The sequence below is a fragment of the Clostridium cellulovorans 743B genome, from assembly GCF_000145275.1.
Taxonomy (GTDB): domain Bacteria; phylum Bacillota; class Clostridia; order Clostridiales; family Clostridiaceae; genus Clostridium_K; species Clostridium_K cellulovorans.
In genome coordinates this window covers 4,827,627-4,845,389 of record NC_014393.1, presented here as the reverse complement: position 1 = coordinate 4,845,389, position 17,763 = coordinate 4,827,627, and the positions used below count along the sequence as shown (strand labels likewise).

General features: G+C 35.4%; 19 protein-coding genes. 15 read left to right on the top strand and 4 right to left on the bottom strand.

The window, feature by feature from the left end:
* Positions 1-5 precede the first annotated feature (5 nt).
* Both CLOCEL_RS20130 and CLOCEL_RS20125 read left to right on the top strand, forming a co-directional pair.
* Positions 6-923, top strand: a complete 918-nt coding sequence (locus CLOCEL_RS20130; protein ID WP_010074035.1) for a hypothetical protein — start codon at positions 6-8, stop codon at positions 921-923.
* A gap of 11 nt (positions 924-934) precedes the next feature.
* A complete protein-coding gene (locus CLOCEL_RS20125; protein ID WP_010074034.1) occupies positions 935-2,821 on the top strand; it encodes a hypothetical protein in 1,887 nt (628 codons plus the stop codon).
* 120 nt (positions 2,822-2,941) lie between these two features.
* Here CLOCEL_RS20125 and CLOCEL_RS20120 read toward each other — a convergent pair whose 3' ends face one another.
* A complete protein-coding gene (locus CLOCEL_RS20120) occupies positions 2,942-4,549 on the bottom strand; it encodes a xylulokinase (RefSeq protein ID WP_010074033.1) in 1,608 nt (535 codons plus the stop codon).
* Between the two features lie 723 nt (positions 4,550-5,272).
* On the opposite strand from CLOCEL_RS20120, the gene CLOCEL_RS20110 reads away from it, so the two are divergent.
* The 5 genes from CLOCEL_RS20110 (at position 5,273) to CLOCEL_RS20090 (ending at position 7,058) form a co-directional block, all read left to right on the top strand.
* Complete coding sequence (locus tag CLOCEL_RS20110) at positions 5,273-5,680, top strand: tautomerase family protein (protein WP_010074031.1); 408 nt, start codon at positions 5,273-5,275, stop codon at positions 5,678-5,680.
* A gap of 42 nt (positions 5,681-5,722) precedes the next feature.
* The gene (locus tag CLOCEL_RS20105; RefSeq protein WP_010074030.1) at positions 5,723-6,085 is read left to right on the top strand and encodes a 3-hydroxyacyl-CoA dehydrogenase family protein; all 363 of its coding nucleotides are present in this window, start codon (positions 5,723-5,725) and stop codon (positions 6,083-6,085) included.
* A gap of 164 nt (positions 6,086-6,249) precedes the next feature.
* Positions 6,250-6,447 (top strand): SymE family type I addiction module toxin, encoded by a 198-nt coding sequence (locus CLOCEL_RS20100; RefSeq protein WP_010074029.1) that lies wholly within the window; start codon positions 6,250-6,252, stop codon positions 6,445-6,447.
* A gap of 67 nt (positions 6,448-6,514) precedes the next feature.
* Positions 6,515-6,787 carry a hypothetical protein gene (locus tag CLOCEL_RS20095; protein ID WP_010074028.1) on the top strand — a complete coding sequence of 91 codons (273 nt, stop codon included), beginning with the start codon at positions 6,515-6,517 and terminating at the stop codon, positions 6,785-6,787.
* Positions 6,788-6,902: 115 nt separating this feature from the next.
* Positions 6,903-7,058 carry a hypothetical protein gene (locus CLOCEL_RS20090; protein ID WP_010074027.1) on the top strand — a complete coding sequence of 52 codons (156 nt, stop codon included), beginning with the start codon at positions 6,903-6,905 and terminating at the stop codon, positions 7,056-7,058.
* A gap of 71 nt (positions 7,059-7,129) precedes the next feature.
* On the opposite strand, the gene CLOCEL_RS20085 is transcribed toward CLOCEL_RS20090, so the two are convergent.
* Together CLOCEL_RS20085 and CLOCEL_RS20080 are read right to left on the bottom strand one after the other, a co-directional pair.
* Positions 7,130-7,555, bottom strand: a complete 426-nt coding sequence (locus CLOCEL_RS20085) for a hypothetical protein (RefSeq protein ID WP_010074026.1) — start codon at positions 7,553-7,555, stop codon at positions 7,130-7,132.
* Between the two features lie 6 nt (positions 7,556-7,561).
* Positions 7,562-8,794, bottom strand: coding sequence for a recombinase family protein (locus CLOCEL_RS20080; protein ID WP_010074025.1), 1,233 nt, complete (start codon positions 8,792-8,794; stop codon positions 7,562-7,564).
* Positions 8,795-9,492: 698 nt separating this feature from the next.
* On the opposite strand from CLOCEL_RS20080, the gene CLOCEL_RS20070 reads away from it, so the two are divergent.
* From CLOCEL_RS20070 to CLOCEL_RS20060, 3 genes are read left to right on the top strand one after another with little or no spacing between them, the layout of a single operon-like run.
* Entirely contained in the window at positions 9,493-9,861 is a 369-nt protein-coding gene (locus tag CLOCEL_RS20070) for an HIRAN domain-containing protein (protein ID WP_010074023.1), read from the top strand.
* Between the two features lie 14 nt (positions 9,862-9,875).
* A complete protein-coding gene (locus CLOCEL_RS20065; protein ID WP_010074022.1) occupies positions 9,876-10,337 on the top strand; it encodes a hypothetical protein in 462 nt (153 codons plus the stop codon).
* A gap of 12 nt (positions 10,338-10,349) precedes the next feature.
* Positions 10,350-10,715 (top strand): hypothetical protein, encoded by a 366-nt coding sequence (locus tag CLOCEL_RS20060; protein WP_010074021.1) that lies wholly within the window; start codon positions 10,350-10,352, stop codon positions 10,713-10,715.
* Here CLOCEL_RS20060 and CLOCEL_RS20055 read toward each other — a convergent pair.
* The gene (locus CLOCEL_RS20055; RefSeq protein WP_010074020.1) at positions 10,712-11,011 is read right to left on the bottom strand and encodes a hypothetical protein; all 300 of its coding nucleotides are present in this window, start codon (positions 11,009-11,011) and stop codon (positions 10,712-10,714) included. The genes CLOCEL_RS20060 and CLOCEL_RS20055 overlap by 4 nt on opposite strands.
* 154 nt (positions 11,012-11,165) lie before the next feature.
* Between CLOCEL_RS20055 and CLOCEL_RS20050 the strand changes: the two genes are divergently transcribed.
* From CLOCEL_RS20050 to CLOCEL_RS20030, 5 genes are read left to right on the top strand one after another with little or no spacing between them, the layout of a single operon-like run.
* The gene (locus CLOCEL_RS20050; protein WP_010074019.1) at positions 11,166-11,345 is read left to right on the top strand and encodes a MerR family transcriptional regulator; all 180 of its coding nucleotides are present in this window, start codon (positions 11,166-11,168) and stop codon (positions 11,343-11,345) included.
* Positions 11,346-11,363: 18 nt separating this feature from the next.
* The gene (locus tag CLOCEL_RS20045) at positions 11,364-12,455 is read left to right on the top strand and encodes a DNA cytosine methyltransferase (RefSeq protein ID WP_010074018.1); all 1,092 of its coding nucleotides are present in this window, start codon (positions 11,364-11,366) and stop codon (positions 12,453-12,455) included.
* The gene (locus tag CLOCEL_RS20040; RefSeq protein ID WP_010074017.1) at positions 12,455-13,675 is read left to right on the top strand and encodes a DNA cytosine methyltransferase; all 1,221 of its coding nucleotides are present in this window, start codon (positions 12,455-12,457) and stop codon (positions 13,673-13,675) included. The genes CLOCEL_RS20045 and CLOCEL_RS20040 overlap by 1 nt, the downstream gene beginning before the upstream one ends.
* Before the next feature lie 3 nt (positions 13,676-13,678).
* Positions 13,679-16,252, top strand: coding sequence for an AAA family ATPase (locus tag CLOCEL_RS20035; protein WP_010074016.1), 2,574 nt, complete (start codon positions 13,679-13,681; stop codon positions 16,250-16,252).
* A 2-nt stretch (positions 16,253-16,254) separates the two neighbouring features.
* Positions 16,255-17,727 carry an LlaJI family restriction endonuclease gene (locus CLOCEL_RS20030; protein WP_010074015.1) on the top strand — a complete coding sequence of 491 codons (1,473 nt, stop codon included), beginning with the start codon at positions 16,255-16,257 and terminating at the stop codon, positions 17,725-17,727.
* Positions 17,728-17,763: the final 36 nt, after the last annotated feature.

The following is a 17,763-nucleotide window of genomic DNA, read 5'->3' as shown; positions in this document are numbered from 1 at the left end:
TTCGTATGGGGTTATTTGGTGGTTTTTGTGGATGGGTAAAAGGAAAAGCAGTTAATGCAGTTCACAAAGTAAAGAAAAGTTTTTATACAGCAAAGGAGAAAGTGACAAATACCTGGAATGGGTTTACTGGAAAAGATAAGTTTCAGGAGGCAGAAAAATTATATGAGAATATAACGAAGAGATATAATGAGCGGCGAAACCGATTCGATGATGATGTTGATACTATAACTAATCAAATTGAAGAACGTGTTAAAAAAATCAACAATTATAAATCGAAGATTAAAACAGAGTTATTTGTTGAAATGGCAACGAATTTAGAAAAAATCAAGGATATTAAAATAAGCAAAGATTTTTCAATTGAAGAGTATAAAGCAGAGGCAACTAAATTTGATTCTGTTAAAACTAAAAGTCAGGTATATAAAATAGATTTTAATAAACACAAATTTAAAACAACTGCCCAAGCTATATGTACACTCGGTTTCTATACAAGAAAAAAGGCAAAAGAAACTCTAGATGCAGTTAAGGAAGAAGAAAAGAAAATTGATACAGAAGTTGCAAAAATGAATGCAGAAATTGCAAAATTAGCTGCTATTGAAGCTTCATTAAAGAATGTAGAGTTCTATTTTGAATCTTTAATTAATGTTTACGAGCAACTATTAGTTAGACTTGATAATTCTGTACATTCTCTATATTTACGTTGTATCCAGTTTGCTCATAAGTTAGTTCATAGTGAAATGAGCTTAAGGAGATTACCTGTAATCCAACAAAAAGAAGTAGAAGCTATTATTACATCTAGCAAGATTCTTAAAGCTATGACAGATGCTCAAATTCTTTCTTTAGAGGAAACTTCATCTGTTAATGTATACCAAAAAAATATGAAGGAACAGCATGATCAGATTATCAGTACATACAATGCTGCGTAGGAGGTAAGTAAATGGATGAAGATAGAAGGATAAAGCTGGAAGAATTATCACAAGCATCACCACTTGAAGTTACAAAGAAACTCCAAGAATTTGAGATATATGATAGAAGATCATCTCAAGAAATCATAGATGAAGTTTATGCTGAGTTTGAAAGTGGAGAGCGTTTAACAGATAGCATTTTAAAACCAGTATTTATGTCTATTGTAGATGGCCTGCTTGAAGCTACATCATTAGGGAAAGCTGCGCGAAGAAAAGGGCTTACTGCTTCAAGAGTATTAAATGAATGTGAACAATTTTCTTACCATGGACAAGAGCAAAAAGAAACAAATGTTAATGGGTATACCGAATATAAGAAGGCTAGAGAATATACTTATGAGTATGGAAAAGAAAATAGAGATAAATACGACAGAGGATCATATGAAAATCAGAACGCAATGAGTAACTATAAGAAAAAAGCAGTTAATAGCAATGGTAGTAATAAGCTTCTGAGTAATGAGTATACAGGTGAGAGAAATCTTTATGCATATAGAAATAATCCAGATAAACGAAGAAATGATGGTAAATATGATTATCAAGCAGAGCCTGACCATATAGTGCCATTAAAACAAATCCATACGCAATTTAAAGGAAACTATGCGTTATCAACTGACGACATTAAAAGAATAGCAAATAGTAATGATAATCTTGCACTTACATCAGCTGCTCTTAATGGTAGAAAATTAGATAGTAGTAATTCAAACTTTATTAATGAACAAGAAAAATTAAAAAAAGAAGGAAAAGATTATTTTGAAGTAGATGGACAAACCAAAACACGAATGATCCAAATGGAAAAGGAGGCACAAAGAAGCATCAATTCACAAACGAATGAGACTGTGGTTAAAAATTTAACTGGAAAAGGAATTGCAGATAGAAAGGATAGAAAATCAGCGTATGCTGAAGCTGAGGAGAAAAAAGGAAGTAGTCTGACAAGCGAAGAAAGAGCAAAAATAGATGAAGAATTAAGTAAATATAAAACAAAAGAAATCTACGGTACTGCCATTGGGAATGCAGCAGATCAAGCTAAAGAGTATGCAGTAGGAAATGTAATACTTTTTATTGTTAAGCCTTTATATTTTGAATTGAAGGACATTATTAAAAATGGCATGATTGAAGGTGTTGGAGCAGATTCTACAATAGACGCTTTAAAAATTAGATTTGGAAGAGTAAAGGAGTATGTACTTAAGAATGCTAAGGAATTTCTAGGTGATAGCGTTTTAGGTTTTATAAAAGGATTTATTTCATCTCTAATTGAAGGTATTATTAGTCTATTTGTTGGAATGTTTAAACAGGTATTGAAACTAATCAAAGAAGGTATTAAGATATTTGTACAATCAGCGAAGATACTCTTTGGAAAAGATGCAAAGGAAATGACACCATCACAAAAGGGTGATGCAATTATTAAGATTATTGGAGGTAGTGTAATTGCAATAGCTGGTATTGGAATAGAAGCACTTTTGAATAAGATTGGTATAGGTGAGCCTTGGTCGGTTGTTTTATCAACTATGTTATCTGGTATCGCCTCTGCATTGTTTATGTACTTACTTGATAAGGTCGACTTATTTAGTACTAAGTCAGAAAAACGTAGAGATAGAATTATTGAAATTTTTGATGAGAGAATCAAGGAAATTAAAGATGCAACAGATGATTTTGACATTGTAGTCATTGATACATTACGTAGACAACGTCAAGAATTTGAAAAAATTAAAGAAGATCTTATTATAGGGTTAGGCAGTAATAGTATAGATACAATAAATAAAGGTTTATATAAAATGGCTAAGTTTTATAAAATAGATCTAGCTTATAGTAATACTAGAGAATTTGTTGATTATTTCGACTCGGAAACAGTAATTGAATTATAACATAAAAAAATAGGTACATACATATAAATGGTATTTTTAAGTTTGTTTTAAAAATTACTCACTAAATGATGTGAAAAAGCACACTAATCCTCATGGGATGTGTGCTTTTTCTACTTGATACTATTTAAGATTATCTACAGCAGCTCTTTCAATAGAAAGTCCCTTAGTGTAACGCTTCATGAATTCATCAAAGCCTTTTACATCTTCAGAAGCTGGGTCTATCTTTGAACCAGTTTTTCCTGCAAATACTTTTTGTGTTAAGTAATCATCTAATGTTTCATTTTCAGCTTTGTTAAGCATGTAAGAAGCAAGTATTGCCATTCCCCATGCACCGCCTTCACCAGCAGTTTCCATAACAGAAACAGGAGCATTTATAGCTGCAGCCATGATTTTTTGTCCTACGCCTTTAGTTTTGAATAAACCACCGTGACCTAACATTTCATCAACCTTAACACCTTCTTCTTTAAGAAGAATATCTAGACCAGTTTTTAATGCACCTAATGATGTAAATAAGTGTACACGCATGAAATTAGCTAAGTTAAATTTGCTATCTGCTGAACGTACAAATAATGGACGACCTTCTTCAAAATGAGTTATATGTTCACCAGAGAAGTAGTTATAAGCTAATAATCCGCCGCAATCTGAGTCTCCTTCTAGTGCTTTATTATATAGGGTTCCAAATAAGGTGTCCATGTCCACTTTCATACCCATAGCTTCAGAAAATTCTTTGAATATGTTTACCCAAGCATTAAGATCAGAAGTGCAGTTGTTACAGTGAACCATAGCTACAAGGTTACCAGTAGGAGTTGTAACTAAATCTATTTCATCGTATGCTTTTGTTAAGTCTTTTTCAAGAACGATCATTGAAAATACAGAAGTTCCTGCTGAAACATTACCAGTACGTTTTGCAATACTGTTAGTTGCAACCATGCCTGTTCCTGCATCACCTTCTGGAGGACAAAGTGGAATACCTGCTTTTAGGTTACCAGTAACGTCAAGAAGTTTTGCGCCTTCTTCTGTAAGAACACCAGCATTGTCACCAGCTAATAGAACCTTTGGCATTATGTCTTCAAGTTTCCATGAGAAATTCTTACTAGCGATTAATTCATTAAATTGATTAATCATATTTTTATTATAGTTTTTTGTTTCTATATCGATAGGGAACATTCCTGATGCTTCACCAACACCTAGAACTTTTTCACCTGTTAATTTCCAATGTACATAACCTTCTAAAGTTGTTTGGAAGGTTATATCAGCTACGTGCTCTTCACCATTTAAGATAGCTTGGTAAAGATGAGCAATACTCCATCTTTGAGGTATATGATAGTTGAAAAGTTTAGTTAATTCTTCTGAAGCTTTTTCTGTAATTGTATTACGCCATGTACGGAATGGTACTAGAAGTTCTCCTTCTTTGTTGAAAACCATATAACCGTGCATCATAGCACTAAAACCGATTGCACCAATAGTTTCAAGGGTTACTCCATATTGAGTCTTTACATCGTTAGCCATATTTTGATAACTATCTTGTATTCCTTTCCATACATCATCTAAGCTGTAGGTCCAGATATTGTTAATATAGCTATTTTCCCATTCATGGCTACCTGAAGCGATTGGTGTGTTATCTTCACCAATTAAAACTGCTTTAATTCTGGTTGAACCAAGTTCGATACCAAGTACTGTTTTTCCGTTGACAATGGAATCTTTGATATTATTTATTGAAATACTCAATTTTTATTCCTCCATAAAATATTGTAATATTGATATTTATATTATGTGAATTTATGATTTTTTAAAACATTTCTAACTACGTATTATAAATATAGTAGAGAATCTCCAAACATGTACGTACAACATTATCTTCAAAAGAGATTTTGCATTGGTACTACTGTTAGTAGTGGCGGAATTATGTATAATTGTTGATTTCTTAATGTGTTGATACAGCGAGAATTTTCAATCTTATCAGTTTGTAAAAAATAGCATTCGGACAAAATAAAAAACTTATACGTACAACACATAGCTTTATTTTACTATTAAAACTGTAATTAATCAATATGATTTTAGTTTAAACTTAAAATTCTTAGTCTTATATAGATACCCATATCCAGAATCCAAGTTATAAGTCAGTAGTGATAAAGTTATAACTTAGTTGTTAGTTTTTGGAAATATTTAACTTAAGGATAATTCCATCATTAGCTAGAGCAATTCTTTTGAAAAATATTTTGAGAATGATTTTAAATTTATTTACAAATAGTAAAAAAAGTTACAAATTGGTTTGTGTAAAACAAAAAAAGTATGACAAAAATAATCAAAATTTCAGGTTTAATGGGCAAATGCTAAAAATAAAGCAAAAATTACATGAAATTAATAAACAATATGTAAATAATTAATAAAAATTGACGAAAATTAATAAGTATACATTATGTAGATTATATTAAAGAAAGAGGTAGGTTTATGCCGTATATTAATGTGAAGCTAGTTAAAGAACAAACATCATTAGAACAGCAGAAAAAAATCATTGAAGGCTTAACAGATTTAGTAGTTACCGTTATGGGTAGGGAAAAAAGCTTAACTGTTATAACTTTAGACGAACTCTCAGCAAATCAGTGGTCTATTGGTGGAGAAACTTTAGAACAATCAGCTGATAAAAAAGCAGTATCTTTTGTAAATATTAAAGTTTCTAAAGGTACTACAGATGCTGAAGAAATTTCTAAAATGATGAAAGCAACAAAAGAATTGTTAGCAGAAGTCTTAGGAAACAATGAAGAAGCTAATTATTTCATTTTAGATGAGCTTAATCCAGATGCATGGGGATTTGATGGTATTTCCATGACAGAACGTAGAAAGTTAATAGAAAATTAACTATAAATGTTTAGCGCTTAAAGAAATATTAGGAGGTTAGCAATGAAAAAAATTGGAGTAATCGGTGCTGGTGTTATGGGTGTTGGTGTAGCTCATAGTCTTGCAAAGAGTGGATTTCAGGTAATTTTAATAGACATTAGTGGAGATATTCTAGAGAATTCTAAAAATGAAATATATAAAAATATTAGATTTCAAACATTTTTTAATAAAGGCAAGGATGTTGAAAGCGCAGATACCATTATCAGTAGAATAGTATTTTCATCTGACTATCAATTACTTAATGATGTGGATGTAGTAATTGAAAATGTAACAGAAAAGTGGGAAGTTAAAAAAGAAGTATATGAAAGAATTGATTCTATTTGCAATGAACAAAAGGACGTTAGTGCCGATACAAGTCAACGATAGGGTTCGTGTAAAAGTGGCTTTAAATAAGGCGTTTTCAGGCTTTTAAACGTGGAATTATGCCTATATGATTCCTGATAACGCAACACAGGGGCAAAGAATAAAGGGGAAAGTGAATACCCTATTAACGATAGCAAGTAAAGGTTAAAAGGTACGAAAGGAGTTTTATGGCTTTTAAGGATTATAGAGATTTGAAAGTATACGAGAAGTACGCACAACAGGAGGTTGTTCCTGAAATTCGATTACAGGGGAAGTGGCTGCGTGAGTTGGAGTTTCTTCCGGGGACACCCATCACGGTTAAATGCGAAGGCGGTAGACTTATAATAACCAAGCGTGATGAAGTATGGTATGGAGATAATTGCTGATATACTTTTTAGGAGATTAATGGTACAATTGTAGCATAATTTAAAATATGAATTGGAGGTAACGATAATGGGAATTGCTTGTAATAACGTGATTTCAGGTGACTATAAAAATGGTGATATTAAGCTAAAAGGCTTGAAGAACGATAAAATTGTTTTAATACATAAAGGGCTTCTTGGTAAAACTGAGATAGAATTGAATAAAAGCACTGTAGACCGAATTGTTGTTGTGAATCAACAGTATCAGCAAAATGGTGTAGAGATATATTTTAAGAATGGCAAAAAGTCAATGGCAACGGTTGATAACGACGTATTAAATAGAATTAAGGCATTGTTTTTTTAGAATATTATAGTAAAAGTTCTTGAAATACAAGAGTGTCTATGCTCCATTGCCCAATATAACAGAATAACTTGCTTATGCAAAATATATGATTACTATTGTAGTTGGAGGTGATTATATGCATGAGGAAGTGCTTGTAAAACTTAAAGGCATCAAAGCATTGTTGTATTGCGTTTCGGAAGTGGAGTGTGAGGTCTTTGATATGGGATATGGCTTAATGCTCTTGACTCAGGAAATGGAAGAATGCATTGACCAATTAGAAAAAGTAAATTAGTGTTAAAAGAGTTCCCGTCCACCAAATTGATGGACGGGAATTTCCTGTTTTGTGAGGTTTGACCTTAAATATTATTTCTCGTCAGCTGCATCACCTGTACGATAGGAACTTTCTTCTGCTTTGGACATATCATAAAGCATGATTTTGTTTTCAGCATCATATTCGCCTACAATCTTGTAACGGGTCTTCTCTACGAAGTTAGGAATGAGTTGTACTAGAACTTCACGAAGATTCTTGTTTGTGATGGAGAGCGTGTTTTTCTGTTCTGTTTTAGCCTTGGCAAATGAAGTAGCTTTTGTTTCTGTTCCCTTGCATGGACGAACTGCGAATACTTTATTTTCAGGGTCGGTATAGAATTGTACATACTGTGGATAACCTAAATCTTCAAGAACACGCTTGCTGAATGTAACACCATTATTGTTAACATATATTTCTGGTGTAGAGTTAGATGTGATGTCGATTACCTCAAGTTTTAAATTTGCAAAATTAAGTGCCATAGTTTTTTACTTCCTTTCTTCTGTTGGAGCTTCTTCCAGCTCGTTTATACTGTTTATAATTTTTATAAATTGGTCACGTTCATCGTTTGACCATGCCATATCCAAAATGAAGAATCCTCGCAATGCTCCGGATTTAACTCTCGATACAGTAAACTTCTTTTGAATGGCAGCAATTGGCTTGTTGCCACGTTTTGTCCATTTCCCTTTCTGTAAGAGTTCTTGTGCCAAGAGCCATTGGTTACGCTTAATGATGGCAGGATGCACATTTTCCCAATACCATTGAGGTAATACATCATCATTCTTGACGCTCTTATGGGATAAATAATCCTTTGAATATGTTTTTTGATATAGAACATCCCCTACATATTTTTCGTTGCGGAGAATGCCTTTAATTGTGCTGACATTCCAACACTCCTTGCCTTTTGGAGAGCGAATGCCTTGTGCAGTTAATGAATCTGCAATTTCTTGTGGAGTAGCACCACCTGTAAAGCTATCAAAGATGTAGTGTACAATTTCTGCTTCGGCAGGCTCGATTTTTACACGACCCGCATAATCTCTATAATATCCGATGGTGTTTCGCACCGAGAATTTATAAAGACCTTCTTGCATTCGGTATCGTATACCTTCCTTGATAGCAATACTTTTCTGTTGGCTCTCCAATTCTGCTAAAGCTGACAGGATAGATATTAGTAACTTGTTTCCGGCATCACTTGTGTTGATACCTTCTGACTCAAAGTGAACAGCAACAGGTGGATTCAAGTCTCCCAACTGTCGTAGGGTAGTAAGAATGTCTACAATGTTTCTACCAAAACGGCTGATACTTTTTGTCAGAATAAGGTCGATTTTGCCTGCACAAGCATCCTCAATCATTTCTTGGAAACCTTTACGCTTGTTAATAGATGTGCCTGAGATTCCTTCGTCTGTATAGATTTTGACTAATTCATAATTAGGATTACTATCGATAACAGACTGAAAGTGTTGTACTTGCATTTCAAAACTTCCGACCTGTGCTTCCTCTGCTGTACTTACACGACAGTATGCGGCAACACGAATCTTTTTAGCTTCTTGAAATGCGTACATTTTCTTTTCAGGCATAATAACCCTGCCTCGCCTTTCGCCAGATCGGTTTTTAGCAATGGTATCTTGGATACGTTGCTTTTCTTCTTCACGGCGGTTGCTAGAGTTCTCGCTACTGTGGCGGGCTTTCTCTATTCGTGCAGCGTCCAGTCTCTTTGCCATTTCTTATGTACCTCCTGTCAGTAGATTTGACTCGCATGGGCATCACCTCCTTTCCAATCCTGTATTACCGCATAAGAGGGCATAAAAAAAGGAAAATGTTTAGATGGACGCAATACGCCTAGTAAACATCTTCCTTTACTCTATTCGTGTTATGTTATGTGTGTTATGTGTAATTATTGAAGTGGCATACTCCAACGATGGTCATTGATGTGGTATGTCAACTTTATTGGTTTGACCCTATCGTAATCCATTATCTCACATTTAAAGTGGAGTAGGTTAAAGGTAGAGTCGGCCTGATAAGCATTATAAATTTTTAATGATTCTCCTCCAATTCTAACATATAGAGGCATAATATTTCCATCACAATCGAATGAAGAAATCACGGATACTATTTTTAAGTGTGCACAGTCACTAAGTCCGTGTGATATGATTGCAGCCACAGAATCCCTCCTTCTTAAAAGCAAACAGGTGTTCGCGTAAAAATATATCATAATTTGTATAAAAGGTCAATAAGGTCAATTTTGAAGAGTATAAGTCCGGTTTTTGGGACAGCAAATTTTATATTCTTAAATCAACAAAAAAAACAGCACCATCAAAGGAGGGATGGATATGTTAGTTATAATTTGTATTTTAGTGTTCCCATTTGTTGTATTAGGCGAGTTGTTAAAAGGTGTATAGAAAATATGGAGGAAGACGCTATGAAGAAAATCTATTTTACAATTACGGGTACAAAGCATCATTACGGTCAGGAATTTTTCGAACCGGGCATGGAAGTGAAATTGATTAAAGAACCAGATAACGAAGCGGACACAGAGGCAATTAAAGTAGAACTGGAAGGTCTAGGTCATGTTGGATATGTGGCTAACAGTCCATACACGGTACAAGGTGAGAGCATGAGTGCGGGTAGGCTATATGACCGTATTGCCGATACTGCGGTTGGTGTAGTAAAATATGTAATACCACAGGGTGTACTTTGTGAACTAAAAGAAGAAACTATGGTTCAGGGTGTTACTGAAGGTATGGAGGGTTATCACACAATGGAACGTAACCTTGATTTATCTGAATAAAGGCAGGTGGGTGTATGTCACAGCAAATGACGGATCCATTTGATTGGAATAAAAAAGAGTATATTTTTATAGCTGCAAGTGATGTGTATGAGTTGTTCGACCCTGAAAAATTTGGTTTAAAGCCAGAAGCTCCTCATACAGCTTGTTGGAAGGGGTTTATCATACATTTTTCAGTAAAGCAGAGCCAACTATTTATTGATAAACTAGAAGTGAATTGTGAGGACGATGTTTACCCATCTATAAATGGCGTTGAGGCAGTTGATAAATCTCGATGGGGCGATTTCCATGTATATAACAAGCTGAAAATGCCTGTGACTTATACTGGAACAATTATAATCGGCAAGCATCTAAATAAGAGTTTCTTGGGTAGAGCATTCACAGGACCACATTCATACGATGAAACTTATGAGTTGGAATTTGAACAGGGTATCTTGATTGGCTCAAAAGAAACATCTGGTACATATCAGGGGATTTAAGGAGAGGAAGATATGGTTACATTCAAGTTGCTGTATAAGGCAGAAAAGGAAATACGATATGAATATTTCCCAGAGAATGATAAGAATAGTTCTGCTGGAATAATTGGAATTAACATCGATGAAGAGAAAATTTTTATTGTTCAGCCTGCGGAAAGAGATTCTCTAAGGCATATTCCGGCATCAGAACTAAACGAACTACGTGATAGCATCAATGAAATGCGTAAAGAAAATGGAGAACCGCCACTGACTGAGGCAGAATTACCGACAGCGACAGAGGATGATGTTTTTTATTACTATGCTTCCCATGCCATGAGCAAAATTGCAGAGGCCTATGATGAAGGCACAGTGTTAGAACAGGGTACGGTTGCTTGGTATTAGAGACCTAACATAAAAGGATTATTGTTAATATCGATGTTTCCGGTGGAAACAAATTCTGCTGCAAGAAATTCATCACGGGTAACCAAGCAAGAGTAGTAGGATTTAAAGCCTTTACGATGCTTGGATAGAAGATTTTGACGGAGCATATTTTTTACACGATTTTGTATATTCTTTTTAGTCCAAGTCGGGTGTTCCGCTTGTACAGCAGAAGTCCAGTCATCAATGGTAAATGGCTGGTTAAGTTCTAAGGCAATAAGGTAAATTTTTCTGTCGAATAATCCTAATTCAAGTTGCATAGTGTACCTCGTAATTATGTTGATTGTTATAGGTGTAGTATATCATAAATGGATGATATGCTGCACCAAATTTTTAGCAGAATGCGAGTCATAAATATTGCTTTTGTTCGTCCCGTGGAATATAATACTATATGTGATAATGGAGGTGTATTGTATGGGATACATGAGTGCAAGCCAAGCAGCAGAAAAATGGGGCATTTCTCAAAGAAGAGTTCAGATTTTATGTTCTGAAGATAGAATTGAAGGTGCCTTTAAAGTTGGGGAAGTATGGGCAATACCAGAAGATTGTCCGAAACCTGTTGATTATAGAAAAAAAGAAAATAAGAAAAAATGATGAAATGAGGATAGTTTTATGAGTAAGAAATTTACTTGCGTAGATTTGTTTTCCGGGGCGGGCGGTTTATCCCGTGGTTTTTATGATGCTGGATATGATGTTGTTTTAGGTGTTGATTTCGATGACGCAGCTCTAAAAACATTTAAAGCTAATCATGGTACGGCTGAATCAATGAAATTAGACTTGTTTAATCATGATAATATAGATGTTATTGTTGATTATTTAGCAGAAAAAAATATTCAGCTTGATGTATTAGTAGGTGGACCACCATGTCAAGGATTTTCCATTGCTGGACCAAGAGATATGAATGATAAGAGAAATTCATTATATGTTGCAATGGTGAAATTGGCTGAAAGATTACAGCCTCAAGCTGTTGTTTTGGAAAATGTTCCAGGTATGATTCAAACAAATGGTGGAATAGGAGCAAAGAGAATTATTGAGGATTTTAAAGAGATTGGTTATAGAATGACTCCGAAGTTGTTGTATGCTCCTGATTATGGAATTCCACAGATAAGAAAGCGTGTTTTCTTTGTTGGATTAAGAAATTCGGATACTGAGTTCGAATTTCCAGAAGCGTTTGTTGATAAGGAAAATTATGTTACTAGCGAGGATGCAATTGGCGATTTGCCATCATTACAAACAGCAGAAGGTGAGATAATATACGGAGAAGAGGAACAGAGCTATATTTCAGAGCCACAGAATGCGTATCAAAGACTGATGCGTAAAAACTCACATACAGTTCGTAATCATATTGGGAGTATTCCAATAGAAAAAACAAAGCGCATGATTTCGTTAGTACCAGAAGGTAAAAATTATAAGGCTTTACCAGAAGAGTATCAGGGAATATATAAATATCATGAGGCCCTTACTCGATATCATAGTAAGAAACCGTCTAATACAATTAATACAGGGCATAGGTCGCACTTTCATTATAAGTGGAACAGAATACCTACGGTGAGAGAAAGTGCAAGATTGCAGAGTTTTCCAGATGATTTCATTTTTTACGGAAATAAATCTGAGCAGTATCGCCAAGTCGGAAATGCTGTTCCACCGATGCTAGGGCAGGTGGTGGCTATTAAATTGAAAGATTATCTGAAAGGACGAGAATAATGTCGAAGTATAAAATCATTGATTTGTTTGCCGGATGTGGTGGTCTTGAGGACGGATTCCTTCAAAGTGGTCAATATGAAGATGTTGCAGCAGTTGAATGGCTTAAACCGCAAGTAAACACACTGGTAAATAGGTTGAAAACAAAGTGGGGTATAGTAGATGCTGATGAAAGAGTAATGCATTTTGATATCCAAAGAGAAGAAGAACTTTTTGGTGGATGGGAAGATGAGGAATTCGGTACAAACAGGGGACTGGATTATTTTGTCAATAAAGCAAATGGTATAGATATTATCATTGGTGGACCACCATGTCAGGCATATTCAGTGGCGGGGAGAGTAAGAGACGAAAATGGTATGCGAGATGATTACCGCAATTATCTGTTTGAGCACTATTTGAATGTAGTTAATAGATATAGACCTAAATTATTTGTCTTTGAAAACGTGCCGGGAATTTTGAGTGCAGCTCCAGATGGTACACCGATTACTGATTTGATAAGGAAAGGTTTTGCCGATATTGGCTACGAAATAATAGATGATTTGCGGATTGCTAAGATTAATGCAAGTGAGTATTCTGTTCCACAAAATAGAGAGAGGATGATTATTGTTGGTATTGATAAAAAACGATACTGTAATATTCAAGAATATCTCGTAAATTTTTATAAGGAGTTGCTCCCTAAATATAAGGGGGAGAGAATTATCACGGTTAAAGAGGCAATAGGGGATTTGCCAGCGTGTGTTCCGTTTTATGATACGGAGAATCATTCTCGAAGAAAATCACATTCGATACCTGAAAGCATTGTGACATGGCATAAACCACGATATCACAATTTACGTGATATGGATACATTTAGAATTTTAGCCGAAGATATTGAAACTGGAAATAGAGAATATGATAGTAAAAAAATTAGCGAATTGTATGAAGAAAAAGTAGGGTCTAAGTCTCCAATTCATAGATACCATGTGTTGGAGCCAGATCTTCCAAGCACTACTATAATTGCACACCTTTATAAGGATGGGAACCGGTTTATCCACTATGATTCAAAACAGAGTCGTTCAATTACGGTTAGAGAGGCTGCAAGGTTGCAGTCGTTTGATGATGATTTTGATTTTGTGGGTTCGCAAGGGAATGCATACCAGATGATTGGAAATGCGGTGCCACCAAAACTTGCAAAGGCTGTAGCTTTAGCAGTTGCTGATTTGTTAAAAGAAATGGAGGTGTAGTCCGTGTATCATTATTTGTTTACAAATGATTTGAGAATTTCGGTACTTGATGAATCATTAAAAAAGGCAGGATATTGCTTTACCACAAATACAGTTCCGACATCAGCAGAGGATAAAAGTGCAAATAATAATATGATGACTTTGGGGTTCTATTTTACTCTGAATGAAAAGAGTAATTGTGCCAAGGCTGCTGCGGCAGGAAATACCCGTGCTGTTGTACTGAATTTTATTAAAAAGTTTCAGTTTCCTAATATGAGAACTTCAGCAGCGTACAACGAGAGTAAGCAAGATAATATTAAATTGGCTCCGATGCGAGTGATTGTAAAAGTTTTGTATACGATGAACTTATTACATGGCAGTTTGATTGCTTATTTGACTAAAGAAGAAATAAAGGATTTCATTTTTTATAATGAGAATGTTGCAAAGAAAAAGAATCCTGACATTGGACAGTTGATTTCTGATATTTTGGATTATAGAAGGACAGGTAATTATCCAGTGAGTGTTAGCGTAGACGAGAGCGAACATGAGTGGAAACATGAAGACCGACAAATTAGAGAAATGTTAAAGGTTTTACAGTGGTCGGGATGTATTACAGAAAAGGAAGGCAAATATGTGATTGATAATGATGAGCTTTCCAACCAAAATAAAGCAGATGTATTTGATATTATTACGTGTGATACCTTTTGGGAAGGTTCTACTATTGAATCATATCGTGAATATATGGATATGCCAGAAATTATAGATGATGTAATTGAGCCAAAAGATGTAGATGATAGTGAAGATGTTTTTAACCATAATTTATTTGGTATTCATATTAAGGAGAAAAACGATGCATTATCGGACGAGCATCCTCATGTCTGTATAGGTTGGTCTGCTATGGGAGATTTGTCTGATATAGTTAGTAAGGATGCATTAGCTGTTCGATATGATGAATATTTTGATAAGAAGGGCATAGGAAGAGGTCAGGATATCGGACAGGTATGGCGTTTTATCAATGACGTAAAAGTTGGCGATTATATTATTTTTGCAGAACCTTCCGAATTTCATATCGGTAGAATAGAATCAGAATATTTCTATAATGACACGGATAATCCAAATCAGAGTGCTGACTATAAAAGCACAAGAACAGTTAAATGGCTTAAGAAAAATATTAGCAGAAGTGTGTTGTCATCTGACCTACATAACTCCCTTAAGACAGCAATGTCAATATGGGCAATTAATGATTATAAGTCTGCCGTAGCAGAATTATTGCGTGGCACTTACCAGAAGGATGAAGAAAGAACCGAGGTGGAGGAAACTGTGGATTTAGTATTTAAGACGGGATTGGAAACATCATTTGAAAGAAATCGTATCGTTTTCGGGGCTCCTGGTACAGGAAAAAGCTATTTGTTAAAAGAGGACGTTAAAAAAGTTACAGAATCCTATAATGGCACTGTGGTAGAAAGGGTGACCTTTCATCCGGAATATAGTTATTCACAGTTTGTGGGTACATATAAGCCAACGATGATAGAGGCTGAACCCGCGGTACAGTTGGATGCAGATAAAAAAGAAATTCTTGCAGTTTTAAGAAATGATGCTCTAACCGCACAAGAGAAGTACGATTTGCTTTACGAACGATTCAAAGAAGACGGATTAACAAGGCTTCCAATTCTTCTCGGATTGTATTGTGATGATAGTTTCAAAACGAAAAAGCAAGATGGTACAGAGGCAATTGGAGATAATAGCGTAGAAAGAAATCATGGCAGAGCAATTAGACCGTATGTAAACGTTTCAGAGAACGCAAGCAAAAAGAGTGAAATTGCCTATGAGTATGTGCCGGGACCGTTTATGAGGATGTACGTTTCTGCATTAAAGAGTGCAAGGGACTTAATGCCACAGCCTCATATACTGATTATTGAGGAAATTAACCGAGCAAAAGTCGCGGCTGTCTTTGGTGATGTATTCCAGTTGCTTGACCGTGATGAAGACGGTGTTAGTGAATATGATATCCAAGCATCAGAGGATATAAAGAAATACCTTGCAAAGGAACTTGGTGGTTCTCCAGAAGCGTATAGCCGTATTCGTATTCCAGACAATATGTTTATCTGGTCTACAATGAATAGTGCAGATCAGGGCGTATTCCCAATGGATACAGCGTTCAAGAGAAGATGGAATTTTGAGTATCTTGGCATTGATGAGAATGCAGAAAAAATTGCTGATATCGGAAAAATTATCCTTGAGGGTTCTGATGAGACAATCGAATGGAATCGTCTGCGTAAGGCTATTAATGCAAAGATGTCATCAAGTGAATTTAAAATTAACGAAGATAAGCTGATGGGTCCATTCTTCTTATCTAAGAAGGCAATAGCATCTAATGAAAACGGTATGATTATTGATAAAAAGGCATTTATTGCTGCGTTTAAGAGCAAGGTAATCATGTATTTGTATGAGGATGCGGTAAAGCAGGGTAAACACCGCTTCTTTGATGGTTGCCCAGATACTGGTAAATATTCTGCTGTGTGTGATGCTTTTGATAAGATTGGTACTAAAATTTTTGGTGCAACATTCAGAGAAGATTTTTACGATAAGGAAGATTAGGAATGAAGATAGTTTCAAGTTACGTTAGGGAGCAGAAACGCTACACCAAGAACGAACTGAAGAATATATTTTCTTTTGATGAAGCCGGGGTGGAGAAGTTCATCAAGAACCTTAAAGCCTATGGTGTGCTTAAGAGCGTGAAGAATAACACAGCACAGCTTGAAATGACCGATTTGCTTGATGAGGATATAGAAATTACCGATGAGACAGCTGAAAGCGGTGATTGCCTATATGTATTTACCTATGTGGGGGTTATCACTTCTGGTAGCAGAGTTATCAAGGTATATCCGAAGTATCTACTGTCACAGAAAGAACCACTGACCGAAATGAAGCAAGTGATTAAGGTACTGGAGAGATACAGCAATTCGGAGGAGCAGATAATAAATATCTTCAACGGAGATGGGGATAACCGTAGTTTTAATATACTGGCTGTTATCCTATTTCTTCTCAACGATTATTATGAATATGGTATCTATACGAATAGTGAGGATATTATCGAAATAAACGGGGAAGGAGAAATTCTGTGGGGCAAGACCATTGATGAGAGTTTTGCCATGATTGAAGATAAACGTCCATATTACATGGAACTTTACACGGGTAAAACGGTGGAAGATGATAAGGACTATTTCAAGCGACTCCACGAGTGTGTTCTTACGGAATGCTCCAAGCAGCTCCACGATGCACAATTGGATGAGTTATTTGGCATAGACGAATTGGTACTGTCAGAGGAAATATTACTTGATTTTGGTGACAAGGATTATATCCTTGAGCGTTTGCACAAAGAGTTAAATATACAATTTAATACCCGTAGGCAGATACTTCTGAAGACTATCTACACATATATTTCGCAAGAAAGAAGAATGTTGGAAGAGAATGATGGTATCAGTATGTTCGGAACAACTGCTTACCATGCGGTATGGGAGAAAGTGTGTGCAGATGTATTTGATAATAAGCTGAACACTACACTCGGTCAGTTGAAAATGTCAGTGCCTTTGGCAGATGAATTTAAGAGCAGAAGTTCCGAGGCTCTCATCAATATTATAGAAAAGCCGAAGTGGAAGGGAATTGATATGGAAGAGGTGGATGCTGCAGATACGCTTATCCCAGATTTGATTAGCATTCCACAGATAAATGGTACAGACCATTTTATTATCTTCGATGCGAAGTATTATAATATTCAGCTTGAAAAAGGAAAGTCCCTTCGTGGCAATCCAGGTGTTGGAGATGTTACGAAGCAGTATCTGTATCAGTTGGCATACAAGGACTTTATCAAGGCTCATAATATTTCAGTGGTAAAGAATTGCTTTTTGATGCCTACGGAAAAGAATGAGATTATAAAAAAGGGAACAGCAAGAATGCCTATGTTAGAGGCACTTGGATTGGAGAACATCCAGATTCGTCTTATCCCAGCAAGTATGTTATATGAACGTTATTTGGCAAAGGGAAAGATTGATATAGGGTTGCTAGAATTATAAGAGATTTAAAAGACATTTGTGTGAGGAGGACTACAT

What these genes read in the sequence shown, in the direction of transcription:
- CLOCEL_RS20065 (WP_010074022.1), top strand. Translation starts at nt 9,876, where the DNA reads ATGTCACAGCAAATGACGGATCCATTTGATTGGAATAAAAAAGAGTAT.
- CLOCEL_RS20080 (WP_010074025.1), bottom strand. Translation starts at nt 8,794, where the DNA reads ATGGCAAAGAGACTGGACGCTGCACGAATAGAGAAAGCCCGCCACAGT.
- CLOCEL_RS20030 (WP_010074015.1), top strand. Translation starts at nt 16,255, where the DNA reads ATGAAGATAGTTTCAAGTTACGTTAGGGAGCAGAAACGCTACACCAAG.
- CLOCEL_RS20040 (WP_010074017.1), top strand. Translation starts at nt 12,455, where the DNA reads ATGTCGAAGTATAAAATCATTGATTTGTTTGCCGGATGTGGTGGTCTT.
- CLOCEL_RS20045 (WP_010074018.1), top strand. Translation starts at nt 11,364, where the DNA reads ATGAGTAAGAAATTTACTTGCGTAGATTTGTTTTCCGGGGCGGGCGGT.
- CLOCEL_RS20110 (WP_010074031.1), top strand. Translation starts at nt 5,273, where the DNA reads ATGCCGTATATTAATGTGAAGCTAGTTAAAGAACAAACATCATTAGAA.
- CLOCEL_RS20095 (WP_010074028.1), top strand. Translation starts at nt 6,515, where the DNA reads ATGGGAATTGCTTGTAATAACGTGATTTCAGGTGACTATAAAAATGGT.
- CLOCEL_RS20055 (WP_010074020.1), bottom strand. Translation starts at nt 11,011, where the DNA reads ATGCAACTTGAATTAGGATTATTCGACAGAAAAATTTACCTTATTGCC.
- CLOCEL_RS20060 (WP_010074021.1), top strand. Translation starts at nt 10,350, where the DNA reads ATGGTTACATTCAAGTTGCTGTATAAGGCAGAAAAGGAAATACGATAT.
- CLOCEL_RS20085 (WP_010074026.1), bottom strand. Translation starts at nt 7,555, where the DNA reads ATGGCACTTAATTTTGCAAATTTAAAACTTGAGGTAATCGACATCACA.
- CLOCEL_RS20130 (WP_010074035.1), top strand. Translation starts at nt 6, where the DNA reads ATGGGGTTATTTGGTGGTTTTTGTGGATGGGTAAAAGGAAAAGCAGTT.
- CLOCEL_RS20090 (WP_010074027.1), top strand. Translation starts at nt 6,903, where the DNA reads ATGCATGAGGAAGTGCTTGTAAAACTTAAAGGCATCAAAGCATTGTTG.
- CLOCEL_RS20100 (WP_010074029.1), top strand. Translation starts at nt 6,250, where the DNA reads ATGGCTTTTAAGGATTATAGAGATTTGAAAGTATACGAGAAGTACGCA.
- CLOCEL_RS20125 (WP_010074034.1), top strand. Translation starts at nt 935, where the DNA reads ATGGATGAAGATAGAAGGATAAAGCTGGAAGAATTATCACAAGCATCA.
- CLOCEL_RS20070 (WP_010074023.1), top strand. Translation starts at nt 9,493, where the DNA reads ATGAAGAAAATCTATTTTACAATTACGGGTACAAAGCATCATTACGGT.
- CLOCEL_RS20105 (WP_010074030.1), top strand. Translation starts at nt 5,723, where the DNA reads ATGAAAAAAATTGGAGTAATCGGTGCTGGTGTTATGGGTGTTGGTGTA.
- CLOCEL_RS20050 (WP_010074019.1), top strand. Translation starts at nt 11,166, where the DNA reads ATGGGATACATGAGTGCAAGCCAAGCAGCAGAAAAATGGGGCATTTCT.